This is a genomic window from Emcibacter sp. SYSU 3D8 (assembly GCF_039655875.1).
Lineage (GTDB): Bacteria > Pseudomonadota > Alphaproteobacteria > SMXS01 > SMXS01 > RI-34.
Window position 1 is genome coordinate 1 of record NZ_JBBYXK010000004.1, and the last position, 12,542, is coordinate 12,542.

A 12,542-nucleotide genomic window follows, 5' to 3' on the forward strand; every position below is an offset into this window, starting at 1 on the left:
TTGACGCCTTCCGACGCCAGAAGATCAACTACCCGGCGACCAATGCCCTTCGTCGAGCCCGTCACGATGGCATTCTTGCCCTTTAAACCCAGATCCATGTCCGTATTCCCGTTTTGTGAATGGTGAGGCCGGCGCTTTCCCGCCGCCGGCCGGAACGCGCAGGGACTCTACGCGTGACGTGCTGCGAACCGCAATAGATTATACCGCGATATACTCATCTTCAGTTCCGGCGGCGGCGCGCCAGTTGCGGGTGAATTTCCTGGATCAGCCGGAAGGCCATGTCGCGGCTGGGACCGCTCAGGAATGGATAGATCGCCTTGGCCGCCGAGTATTTCTGCGCCTTGGCCAGATCCTCGTCGGCAATGACGTCGTTGGCCCAGTAAAGGCGTACAGCGCCCGAGGCGAGCATCACGTCGTGGAGCAGGTAGTCGACATTGGCGGTGTCGATCAGGTCGCCGTCGCGCTTGATGTCCAGCAGCGCCTCGCGGTGAAACTTCTGCATGTTCTCGCCGATCGAGAACTTGGCGGGATCGCCGGCCAGGATTGGCTCCAGTGCCCGCGCCAGGTTGGGAATCTCCAGCGTGTGGGCCGACGTGCGCTCGATGATGTCCATCAGGCGCTGGAAGCCTGTGCTGGTTACCGCGCGGTTGATGGATTCGAAGACCAGGCGAAGGCGTTCCTCGATGGCCTTGCCAAGCAGGTTGTCCTTGCTGCCGTAGAGGTCGTACAGGCTCTTGTACGCCACGCCGCTTTTCTCTGCGAGCTCGCGCATGGTGACCCCGGAATAGCCCTTTTCGGCGATCAGCTGGCGCGCAACCGAGAGAATGTTCGAGCGGCGCCGCAGTTGCCGTTCAGTCAGCCGCTTCAGTATGGCTGGTCTCCCTTCAGTGGCCCTGAAAAATCGTGGTTCTGTTCACCGGGTGTTGTTGGAGGATGGCGAACGGGATAGCGCAAGTCGAGGGTGAATGAACATCCACCGGCGGCACCGGTCCAAAAAAGAATGCCGGGCTCTTGCGAGCCCGGCAGTATAGGGAAGACTTCACGTCTTGGGGAGACGATGAATGGGAGGGCTCTAGAAACGGGGAGGAAATAGAGCCAGCTCCCACGAAAACCTCAATATGAGGAGGCTTTCGGGTCACCACGCTGAACCGTTGCTTCGTGGTGACAAGACAGAATTTAGTTGTGCGGCGCAGCGCAGTCCACAGAGATGACGTCAAATCTGTTATGCATTCAGCGCATAACAAATCAGTAAGCCATTTTAAACCAGTAACTTACAGACAGATATGTAGGGATTTTTGCGAATTGTGCAGTGCAGTGCGACGGATAGGCCAGACTTTTCAATCGATTGGCTATCCGGTACGGCGAGCGCGCGCCATCACCCGGGCGCATGAAAACCGTCCTTGAGGATGGAATTAAATGGAGGCTGGACAGCCGGTCGTCAAGAGGGGGCCGGTCGGTTTTCGCTGGCCGTCAGAATTTCGCGCTGCGGACGTGGTCCACCAGGAAGTCGCGGAACACCGTGATTCGAGTCACGTTGCGCAGTTCCTCGGGATAGACGAAGTAGACCTTGAAGGTCGGTCCCTCGAGATCCGGCAGCACCTGCACCAGATTGGTCCCGGGCACGGCGATGTAGTCGGGCAGGGCCGCGAGGCCCAGGCCGCTCTCGACCGCCTTGAGAATGCCGTAGATGTTGTTCACCGCCAGCACCGGCTCGCGCACCCGGTCGCCGGCGCCCGCATGGATGATCCAGTTCAGATCCTGCAGCGGCCTCGGGGCCTCGGGGCCATAGGAGATGATGGCATGGTTGTCCAGGTCTGCCGTCGAGGTCGGCGCGCCGTGGGCCGCCACATATTCGGGCGAGGCGTAGATATGGTAGTGCACCGTCATCAGCTGGCGCTGGATCAGATCGGGCTGGTGGGGCGGGTGAAAGCGGATGGCCGCGTCCGATTCGCGCATGGCGATATCGATCTCGGAATCCGACAGTAACAGGTTGATGCCGATGTCGGGATAGGCCTCCCGGAATTCGCGCAGATGCGGCACCAGCCACGTCGAGCCGAAGCCGACCGTGGTGGTGACGTTGAGGCGTCCACGGGCCGCCGTCCGGCTATCGCGCAGGATGGCTTCGGTCCGCTCGAGTTTCACGAAAACTTCGCTGACCGTCTCGAACAGCGTCTCACCCTGTTCGGTGAGGATCAGGCCGCGGGGATGGCGGTGGAACAGCGAAAAGCTGAGGCTCTCCTCGAGCCCGGAAATCTGTCGGCTGATCGCCGACTGGCTGAGATTAAGCTCGTCGCTGGCGTGCGTGAAGCTGCCCGCCTTGGCGACCGAGTAGAACGTCCGCAGCTTGTCCCAGTCCATTGGGCTTTCCCCCGATGATACGCCGCGCCGAAGCAATCCCGTCACTCCGGCACGACGATGTTACTCCGCCGCCTGCTTCTCATGCACTTCGTGGGCGGCGATGAATTTCTCGGCCTCGAGCGCGGCCATGCAGCCCATGCCCGCAGCCGTCACCGCCTGACGGTAGACTTTGTCGGTCACGTCGCCCGCCGCAAATACGCCGGGAACCGCGGTCGACGTGCTGTCCGGATTCTTCACGATGTAGCCGCCGTCGTCGAGCGGCAACTGGCCGACGAACAACTCGGTCGACGGCGTGTGGCCGATGGCGATGAAGACGCCATGTGCAGGCACCTCGGACACCTTCCCGGTCTTGACGTTGTGGATGCGCACGCCGGTCACGCCCACGGGATCGGTGCCGCCGATAATGTCCTCGACGACGCTGTCCCAGATCACCTCGATCTTGTCGTGGTTGAACAGCCGATGCTGCAGCACCTTTTCCGCGCGCAACTCGTCGCGGCGATGGATGAGCGTCACCTTGGTGGCGAAATTGGTCAGGAACAGCGCCTCCTCGACGGCCGTGTTGCCGCCGCCGATCACGATCACTTCCTTGCCGCGGTAGAAGAAGCCGTCACAGGTGGCGCAGGCCGACACGCCGAAGCCCTGGAATTTCTGCTCGCCCGGAAGGCCGAGCCAGCGCGCCTGTGCGCCGGTCGAGATGATCAGGGTCTCGCCGACATATTCCGTGCCGCTGTCGCCGACAGCGACGAAGGGACGCTTGGACAGGTCGACCGATACGATGACATCGGAAATCAGGGTCGTGCCCACATGTTCGGCCTGGGCGCGCATCTGGTCCATCAGCCATGGACCCTGGATGACGTCGGCGAATCCGGGGTAGTTTTCTACGTCGGTGGTGATGGTCAGCTGGCCGCCGGGCTGGATGCCCTGCACCATGACGGGATTGAGTGCCGCACGGGCGGCGTAGATCGCCGCAGTATAACCTGCGGGTCCCGATCCGATGATCAGCACCTTGGTGTCGATGCGTTCTGCCATGCTTCTCTCCGCTGGCGGCTGCCGGTTTCCTCAGATAAGTCCGGCGCCTTTGTTCGCAAGTGCACTCTAGAACGGTTCTGGACTTGAGGGAATCGCAGAACACGGTTGTGAAGAAAGTATTTAACCCGGATCGCGGCGAAGCGGAACCGCTTCGCCGCCCAGCCGGGCGCTCCGGCGCGTCAAAGGGCCTCGCCGTGCCGGGCGAGATAGTCGGCCACGCCCTGCTTGTCCGGAGTCATGCCGGCGTCGCCCTTCTGCCAGCCGGCCGGACACACTTCGCCATGTTCTTCGTGGAAGCGCAGGGCCTCGACAATGCGCACCGCCTCGTCGGCATTCCTGCCCAGGGGCAGGTCATTGACGATGGCCTGGCGCACGATGCCCCGGCGATCGATGAGGAAGGTGCCGCGCAGCGCGACCGAATCGTCGATCAGCACGCCATAGTCGCGGGCAATCTGCTTGGTGATGTCGGCGACCATCGGAAACTTCACCGGCCCCAGCCCGCCTTCATTCACCGGCGTGTTGCGCCAGGCGTAGTGGCTGTACTGGGAATCGACGCTCACCGACACCAGCTTGGCGTCCAGCCCGGCGAGCGTGTCGGACCGGTTGCTGTAGGCGAGAATCTCGGAGGGACACACGAAGGTGAAGTCCAGCGGGTAGAAGAACAGGATCCCGTAGCTTCCATCGAGATAGCGCGTGAGGTTGAAGGACTCCTGGATGTCGCCGTCCGGCATCACGGCTGCCGCGGTGAAATCGGGGGCCTGACGACCAACAAGACTCGTCATGCTTAGGTAACTCCTTTTTTAACATGTGATAAAAGTGATATTTAGAATAATTATAAATCATGCAAGAGGGTTTTGAGATTCGTTCGCAAAAAGTCCGGCGGGCTGATATGCGTGGCGTGCGGGGCTGTCGGGGACTTCGGATCGGCGTGACGTTTTCGGAAATCTTATGACGATATCCTTTGCTATTGTTCCCGAGATTTGTAATTTAATTTCCGAACCGCGGCGGCGTTCGCGCACTTCCTTTCATGGACCGTATCTCATGAAGCTCGATGACATCGATCGCAAGATTCTCAGGCTGTTGCAGGAGAACGGCCGCATGACCAATGTGGAATTATCGCGGCAGGTGGGCATTTCGGCGCCGCCTTGCCTGCGCCGTGTCCGTGCCCTCGAGGAAAACGGCTATATCGAGGGCTATCACGCCCAGCTCAATGCCGCCGAGTTGGGGTTCGGTCTTACGGTGTTCGCCATGGTGGGGCTGCATTCGCAGGCCGAGGCTGACCTGAAGTCCTTCGAAGACCTGGTGCGGGGCTGGCCGATGGTGCGCGAGTGCCACATGCTCAACGGCGAGATCGACTTCATGCTGAAGATCGTCGCCCGCGACCTCAACGAGTTTCAGACCTTCCTGACCTCACGGCTGACGCCGGCGCCCAACGTGGCCAGCGTCAAGACAGCGCTGACCATCCGCAGCGCCAAGAGCGAGCCGGGCGTGCCGTTCGGGTTGCCGGAAAAACGGGGAGGCTGAGGCCTCAGATGAACTTCACCTTGAGAATCTCGTAGGCGCGGTGGCCGCCGGGCGCGGCAAAATCCACCTCTTCGCCTTCGGACTTGCCGATCAGGGCGCGGGCGAGCGGCGAATTGATCGAGAGGAAGCCCGATTTGATGTCGGCTTCCACTTCGCCGACGATCTGATAGGTGCGCTCCTCGTCGGTCTCGATATCGACCATCGTGACCGTCGCGCCGAATTTCACGGTCTTGCCTGACAGTTTGGACACGTCGATGACCTCGGCGCGCGAGATCATGTCTTCCAACTCCAGGATCTGGCCTTCGATGAAGGCCTGGCGTTCCTTGGCGGCATGGTATTCGGCGTTCTCCGACAGATCGCCATGCTCGCGCGCCTCGGAGATCGCACGGATCACCGCCGGACGCTCGTCAAGCTTGTAACGGCGCAAGTCGCCCTCGATACGATCGAGGCCTTTTGCCGTCATCGGAATCTTTTCCATCGCCGTTCCTTTAAAACCCTTCGTGCCGCAAAGCCGTCACGACCGGACGGCTATTCCGCCCGGTGCGACGACTTCAGGATCACTTAGAATAGGATTGCAGACTGGCCACTTCAAGGCTGCCTGACTTCATGCTCTCAATGGCGAGAACCGATGCCACCGCGCCCGCCAGGGTGGTGTAGTAGGGAACCTTCTCGGTGAGCGCGGTGCGCCGGATCGAAAAGCTGTCGTTGATCGCCTGGGCGCCCTCGGTGGTGTTGAACACCAGCTGGATCTCGCCGTTCTTGATGGCGTCGACGATGTGCGGACGGCCCTCGAGGACCTTGTTGACCCGGTTCACCTTCACCCCCTGCTCGGCAAGGAAGCTGGCCGTACCCTTGGTGGCGATGATCTGGAAGCCCATGGCGATCAGCTTCCTGACCGGCCCGACGATCGCCTCCTTGTCGCCGTCCTTCAACGATATGAAGACGGTACCGGACATCGGCACCTTGGTGCCGCCGGCAAGCTGCGACTTGGCGAAAGCCTTGCCGAACGTCCAGTCGAGTCCCATCACCTCGCCCGTCGAGCGCATTTCCGGACCCAGCAGCGTATCCACCCCGGGGAAGCGGGCGAACGGGAAGACGGCTTCCTTGACGGCAACATGCTTGATGCTGTGTTCCATCAGGTCGAAGCTGGCCAGGCTCTCGCCGGCCATCACCCGAGCGGCCACCTTGGCGAGCGGCACGCCGATCGCCTTGGCGACGAAGGGTACGGTGCGGCTGGCGCGCGGATTCACCTCGAGCACGAAGATGGTGTCGCCCTGTACGGCGAACTGCACATTCATCAGGCCGACCACATTGAGGCCGCGGGCCAGAGCGTGGGTCTGGCGCTTGATGTCGGCGATGATGGGGGCGGGCAGCGAATAGGGCGGCAGCGAGCAGGCGCTGTCGCCCGAATGCACGCCCGCCTCCTCGATGTGCTCCATGATGCCGGCGACGAATACGCTGTCGCGGTCGGCGATGGCGTCCACGTCGACTTCGATGGCATTGCGCAGGTAGAAGTCGATCAGCACCGGACTGTCGCCGGAGACGCGGACCGCCTCGGTCATGTAGCGCTCGAGGCCCTGGACGTCGCCGACGATCTGCATGCCGCGGCCGCCCAGAACGTAGGACGGGCGGATGACGACCGGATAGCCGATCTCGGCCGCTACTTCCTTGGCCTCCTCCAGCGAGGTGGCGATGCCGTTCGGCGGCTGCTTCAGTCCCAGTTCCTGCAACAGGACCTGAAAACGCTGCCGGTCCTCGGCCAGGTCGATGGCGTCGGGTGACGTGCCCAGGATCGGCACGCCGGCGGCTTCGAGGGCTCCTGCCAGCTTCAGAGGCGTCTGGCCGCCGAACTGGACGATGACGCCCTTCACGGTGCCGTTGGACTGTTCCTTGCGAATCAGTTCCAGCACGTGCTCTTCGCTCAGCGGTTCGAAGTACAGGCGGTCAGAGGTGTCGTAATCCGTGGACACGGTCTCCGGGTTGCAGTTGACCATGATGGTCTCGTACCCGGCATCGTTGAGCGCGTAGACGGCGTGGACACAGCAATAGTCGAATTCGATGCCCTGGCCGATACGGTTCGGACCGCCGCCCAGAATGATCACCTTCTCGCGGTCGCTGGGGTTGGATTCGCATTCGCCGCCGCCGAAACCGGGCTCGTAGGACGAGTACATGTAAGGTGTGCGCGCCTCGAATTCGGCGCCGCAGGTGTCGATCCGTCGGAAGCCCGGATGCACGCCAAGGTCCTGCCGCTGCTCGAACACATCCTCGGTGGCGATGCCGCAGAGTTCGGCGATCCGGGCGTCGGAGAAACCCAGCGACTTGTAATAGGCCATTTCCTGCGGATCGGCCGGCAGGCGGCTTTCCCGGAGCTGGTTCTCGGCGCGGACGATCTCCTCGATCTGGGCCAGGAACCACGGATCATAGGCCGTGACTTCCTGAATCCGCTCGAGGCTCAGCCCTTCACGGAACGCCTGGCCGATATAGAGGATGCGCTCCGGCGTGGGCTTGGACAGGGCGGCCAGCACGGCCTCCTTGTCCGCATCGTCCGGGTCGTAGCCGGGCACTTCGATCTCGGAGAGGCCGGTCAGGCCGGTTTCCAGCGAATAAAGCGCCTTTTGCAGGCTTTCAGCGAACGAGCGCCCGATCGCCATGGCTTCGCCGACCGATTTCATCGATGTGGTCAGGGTGGCTTCGCTGTTCGGGAACTTCTCGAACGCGAAACGCGGCACCTTGGTGACCACGTAGTCGATGGTCGGCTCGAACGAGGCGGGCGTAACGCCGGTGATGTCGTTGCTCAGTTCGTCGAGGGTGTAGCCGACCGCCAGCCGGGCGGCGACCTTGGCGATGGGGAAACCGGTGGCCTTCGACGCCAAAGCTGACGACCGCGACACGCGCGGGTTCATCTCGATGACGATCATGCGACCGTCCTTCGGATTGATCGCGAACTGGACGTTCGATCCGCCGGTCTCCACGCCGATCTCGCGCAGCACCGCGATCGAGGCGTTGCGCATGATCTGGTATTCCTTGTCCGTCAGGGTCAGTGCGGGCGCGACGGTAATGGAATCGCCGGTATGCACACCCATCGGGTCGATGTTTTCGATCGAGCAGACGATGATGCAGTTGTCCGCCTTGTCGCGGACCACCTCCATCTCGAATTCCTTCCAGCCCAGCACCGATTCCTCGATCAGCACCTCGGTCGTCGGCGAGGCGTCCAGTCCCTGGCGGACGATGGTCTCGAATTCCTCGCGGTTGTAGGCGATGCCGCCGCCGGTGCCGCCCATGGTGAAGCTGGGACGGATGATCGCCGGAAGGCCGACCACGGGCAGGGCGTCCAGCGCATCGGACAGGGACGTGACCATGCGGCTGGTCGGGCAACTCAGGCCGATGCGCTCCATGGCGTCGCGGAACTGCAGGCGATCTTCGGCCTTGGCGATGGCGTCCTTGGACGCACCAATGAGCTGGACGCCGAATTCGGCCAGGGTGCCGTTCTCGTCGAGCGCCAGCGCCGTGTTCAGCGCGGTCTGGCCGCCCATGGTGGGCAGGATCGCGTCGGGCCGCTCCAGTTCGATGATCTTGCGCACCATCTCGGGCGTGATCGGCTCGATATAGGTGGCGTCGGCGACATCCGGATCGGTCATGATGGTGGCCGGATTGGAGTTCACCAGGATGATCCTGTAGCCCTCCTCCCGCAGCGCGCGGCACGCCTGCGTGCCCGAATAGTCGAACTCGCAGGCCTGCCCGATGATGATGGGGCCGGCGCCGATGATCAGGATGCTCTTGATATCTGTCCGCTTAGGCACGCTTGGTCACCATGTCCATGAATTGTGTGAACAGGTAATGACTGTCCTGGGGGCCGGGCGACGCCTCGGGGTGATGCTGGACCGAGAACACCTGCTTGCCCTTGATGGCGAGGCCGCAGACGGTGCCGTCGAACAGCGATACATGCGTGACCTCGACCGTGTCGGGAAGGCTGTCGGCATCGACGGTGAAGCCGTGGTTCATGGAGGTGATCTCGACCTTGCCGCTGCGCAGGTCCTTGACCGGATGGTTCGCGCCGCGATGGCCCTGATGCATCTTCAGGGTCTTGCCGCCGGCGGCCAGCGCCAGCATCTGGTGCCCAAGGCAGATGCCGAACACCGGCAGTCCACTGCCGATCAGGTCGCGGATGACAGGCACGGCGTACTCGCCGGTGGCGGCGGGATCGCCCGGCCCGTTCGACAGGAACACGCCGTCGGGCTTGTGGGACATGATTTCCCTGGCCGTGGCGTTGGCAGGCACCACGGTGACCCGCGCGCCTTCGGTCGCCAGTGACCGGGCTATGTTGTTCTTGAGGCCGTAATCGACGGCGACGATATGCGCGATCGGGCTGTCCTGCCGGCCATAGCCGTTCTCCAGCGACCAGCGGGTCTGGTCCCAGCCATAGGTCTGGGTGCAACTGACATCCCGCGCGAGGTCCATGCCTTCGATGCCGGGCCACGACCGGGCCTGCTCGAACAGCGCGGGCAGGTCGAATTTGCCGTCGGGCGCATGGCAGATCACGCCATTGGGCGGTCCGCCCATCCTGATCCGGCGCGTGAGTCGCCTGGTGTCGACCCCGGTGATGGCGATCAGGTTGTGGCTGGCCAGCCAGTCATTGAGGTGGCTGACGGCGCGGAAATTGGACGGCTCGGTGATCCGCTCGCGCATCACCAGGCCGCGTGCGGCCGCGTTCTTGGCCTCGACATCGTCGAAATTGGCGCCGACATTGCCGATGTGCGGGAAGGTGAAGGTGATGATCTGGGCGGCGTAGGAAGGATCGGTAAGGATTTCCTGGTAGCCTGTCATGGCGGTGTTGAAGCACACTTCGCCCACCGCGCTACCAGAAGCTCCCGCGCCATAACCCCAATAAACAGTGCCGTCGTGAAGCACCAGAGCGCCAGTGATCCCGCGATGGGGCGGCGCGTCCGGTAAAGTGACGTGGTCGGGCATTCAGGTCTCCGGCTGGGCCTGCGCGAGCGGCAACGTGGCGGCATCGCGCAAATTTTCGGGACCATAAGCGCTGCCAGCAGGTGGGTCAAGTGAAACGCTGGCTGAAAAATGCAAGCCTTTTCAACGGCTTAATGTAGAAGGCCTAGTTTGCCATCCTGACTTGCATATTATAGAGTCACTTATGAGGGTGCCAACTTGCATAGGTTGGGGACGACTCCCCATCGGTACCAGCCAACAAACGAGGTGCAACATGCTGCGTGAACAGCTCACGGAGGCACTCAAGGACGCCATGCGGGGGCAGGACAAGCGGCGGACCAGCACGCTGCGCCTGATCCTGGCCGCGATCAAGGATCGTGACATCGCCGGGCGGGAAAACGGCAGCCGCGATCTGGTGGGCGACGATGAAATTCTGCAATTGCTGCAGAAAATGGTGCGCCAGCGCCGGGAATCGATCGAGACCTTCGAGAAGGGCGGGCGCATGGAACTGGCCGATCAGGAGCGCGACGAGATCGTCGTCATCGAAGGCTTCCTGCCCAAGCAGATGGCCGATTCCGAGATCGACGCCGCCGTTGATGCCATGGTCGCCAAGCTCGGCGCGGTCGGACTGAAGGACATGGGAAAGGTCATGGCGGCGCTGCGCGAGCGTTATCCGGGCACCATGGATTTCGGCAAGGCCTCGGCCGCCGCCAAGGCCCGGCTGTCCTGACCTGCGCAGCCGATCCGCGTTTCGGCGCGGCGGTGGACACGATAGAGTGACGGCATGCGCTTCACCCCGGAATTTCTCGACGAGCTGCGCCTCAGGGTCCGGCTGACCGACGTCGTCGGCCGGCAGGTGAAACTGGTGCGCAAGGGACGAGAATCCGGCGGTCTGTGCCCGTTTCACAACGAGAAAACCCCGTCCTTCACCGTCAACGACGAGAAAGGGTTCTATCATTGCTTCGGCTGCGGCGCGCACGGCAACGTCATCGACTTCGTGATGAACACCGAGGGGCTGGGCTTTCCCGAGGCGGTCGAGCGGCTGGCGGGCGAGGCCGGCATGGCGCTCCCCGTATGGTCGGAGGGCGACCGCGCTCAGGATGACAGGCGCAAGAGCCAGCACGAGGTCATGGAGATCGCGGCCGCCTGGTATCAGTCCCAGCTCGCGGCCGGGATCGGGCGCGGCGCGCGGGATTACCTGCAGCAGCGCGGACTCACCGCCGAGACCATCAAGACCTTCCGGCTGGGTTTCGCGCCCGAGGCGCGGACGACGTTCAAGGATGCCATGCTGGCGCGCAAGATCGACGAGCAATTGCTGGTCGACACCGGCATGCTGATCCGGCCCGAGGACGGCGGCGCCTCCTTCGACCGTTTTCGCGACCGGGTGATGTTTCCGATCACCGATCCCCAGGCGCGAATCGTCGGTTTTGGCGGCAGGGCGCTGGGCGATGCCCCGGCCAAGTATCTCAACTCGCCGGAAACCGCGCTCTTTCACAAGGGCAAGCTGCTCTACAATCACGCCCTGGCCCGTCCGGCGGCCCGCAGCGCCGACCGCGTCGTGGTCGCTGAAGGCTATATGGACGTCATCGCCCTGGCCCAGGCCGGACTGAAAGAGGCGGTGGCGCCGCTGGGAACGGCGGTGACCGAGGACCAGCTGGCGCTGTTGTGGCGCATGGCCGCCGAGCCCATCTTCTGTTTTGACGGCGATTCCGCTGGGCTCAGGGCCGCCGAGCGGGCGTTGCTCAAGGCACTGCCGCTGCTCAAGGCGGGGCAATCCCTGCGATTCGCGACCCTGCCCAAGGGCGAGGATCCCGATACGCTGATCAGGAACCAGGGCGTCGGCGCCATGCGCGACGTGTTGGACCGGGCGCGGCCGCTGATCGACGTGCTCTGGGATGTGGAACTGGCGCGCCAGCCGGTCGACACGCCCGAGCGCAGGGCAGGCTTCAAGGCGCGGCTGCGCGAGCTGTTGGGCGGGATCACCGACACCGATGTGCGCGGTTTCTACCGTGACGAGTTCGACGTCAGGACCCAGGCCCTGTGGGCGCCGCGCCGGTTCGAGCGGCAAGAATTCCGGGGCAAGGGCAAGGGCCGGCGGGACTTCCAGCCGCCGGTGAGCCGGGAGCTGCTGGCGACGCCTCTGGCACGGGGCGCGGGCTTTACCAACCATCGCCGGGAGCGGCTTATTCTGTTGACGATGCTGAACCATCCGGGTCTGATCGAGGTCCATCACGAAGAGCTCATGGCGGTCGATATGGACAGTGTCGAGCTTGACAAGTTGCGTGCCGCAATCATACGAATTGCCGCAAGCTGCCATCATTCTGATGACAAACTTGAAAGTTCAACCATCCGGAACCACCTGTACGGGGAAGGTTTCGGCATGGCCGTGCAACGTTTGGAGGGGGATAAAGGGTTGGTAGGCGACTCGTTCGCTAGGCCCGATGCAACTGCCGACTCCGCCGAACAGGGCTTGCGCGCGCTGCTTCGGGCCAGCCAGCTGCAGCTTTTGCAGCACGAGCTGGAAGCGGCTGAGGTTGATGCGATGTCTGACGATAGCGTTGAAGCGGAGCGAGCGACTCACCGGGCGCGAGATATTCGCGCACAGATCGAGGCGCTGATGGAAAGTTTGTCCGGAATGGACCAGTAGACGGTCGCCGGATCAAGCCGGCGGCGAAAAACAACGAGGA

At 62.9% G+C, this 12,542-nt stretch carries 10 protein-coding genes and 1 pseudogene; 3 read left to right on the forward strand and 8 right to left on the reverse strand.

Features of this window, described 5'->3' with window-relative positions:
• The 5 genes and pseudogenes from WJU21_RS13995 to WJU21_RS14015 all read right to left on the reverse strand — a co-directional run.
• A pseudogene (locus WJU21_RS13995) lies at positions 1-98 on the reverse strand (3-ketoacyl-ACP reductase); the annotation flags it as partial.
• 122 nt (positions 99-220) lie between these two features.
• Positions 221-871: a helix-turn-helix domain-containing protein gene (locus WJU21_RS14000; protein WP_346324451.1), complete on the reverse strand. Its 651-nt coding sequence runs from the start codon at positions 869-871 to the stop codon at positions 221-223.
• Positions 872-1,470: 599 nt separating this feature from the next.
• Positions 1,471-2,358 (reverse strand): LysR family transcriptional regulator, encoded by an 888-nt coding sequence (locus WJU21_RS14005; RefSeq protein ID WP_346324073.1) that lies wholly within the window; start codon positions 2,356-2,358, stop codon positions 1,471-1,473.
• A gap of 60 nt (positions 2,359-2,418) precedes the next feature.
• Positions 2,419-3,387, reverse strand: a complete 969-nt coding sequence (gene trxB / locus WJU21_RS14010; protein WP_346324074.1) for a thioredoxin-disulfide reductase — start codon at positions 3,385-3,387, stop codon at positions 2,419-2,421.
• Between the two features lie 179 nt (positions 3,388-3,566).
• Complete coding sequence (locus WJU21_RS14015) at positions 3,567-4,169, reverse strand: peroxiredoxin (RefSeq protein WP_346324075.1); 603 nt, start codon at positions 4,167-4,169, stop codon at positions 3,567-3,569.
• A gap of 259 nt (positions 4,170-4,428) precedes the next feature.
• Between WJU21_RS14015 and WJU21_RS14020 the strand changes: the two genes are divergently transcribed.
• Entirely contained in the window at positions 4,429-4,911 is a 483-nt protein-coding gene (locus tag WJU21_RS14020) for an Lrp/AsnC family transcriptional regulator (RefSeq protein WP_346324076.1), read from the forward strand.
• Positions 4,912-4,915: 4 nt separating this feature from the next.
• Here the strand turns inward: WJU21_RS14020 and greA are convergent, their stop codons facing one another.
• From greA to carA, 3 genes are all read right to left on the reverse strand, one after another.
• Entirely contained in the window at positions 4,916-5,389 is a 474-nt protein-coding gene (gene greA, locus WJU21_RS14025) for a transcription elongation factor GreA (RefSeq protein ID WP_346324077.1), read from the reverse strand.
• Between the two features lie 79 nt (positions 5,390-5,468).
• Entirely contained in the window at positions 5,469-8,711 is a 3,243-nt protein-coding gene (carB, locus tag WJU21_RS14030) for a carbamoyl-phosphate synthase large subunit (RefSeq protein WP_346324078.1), read from the reverse strand.
• Positions 8,704-9,879: a glutamine-hydrolyzing carbamoyl-phosphate synthase small subunit gene (gene carA, locus WJU21_RS14035; protein ID WP_346324079.1), complete on the reverse strand. Its 1,176-nt coding sequence runs from the start codon at positions 9,877-9,879 to the stop codon at positions 8,704-8,706. Before carA ends, carB begins: the two co-directional genes overlap by 8 nt.
• A 250-nt stretch (positions 9,880-10,129) precedes the next feature.
• On the opposite strand from carA, the gene WJU21_RS14040 reads away from it, so the two are divergent.
• Both WJU21_RS14040 and dnaG read left to right on the forward strand, forming a co-directional pair.
• Positions 10,130-10,585, forward strand: a complete 456-nt coding sequence (locus tag WJU21_RS14040; RefSeq protein ID WP_346324080.1) for a GatB/YqeY domain-containing protein — start codon at positions 10,130-10,132, stop codon at positions 10,583-10,585.
• 54 nt (positions 10,586-10,639) lie between these two features.
• Complete coding sequence (gene dnaG, locus WJU21_RS14045) at positions 10,640-12,502, forward strand: DNA primase (protein WP_346324081.1); 1,863 nt, start codon at positions 10,640-10,642, stop codon at positions 12,500-12,502.
• Positions 12,503-12,542: the final 40 nt, after the last annotated feature.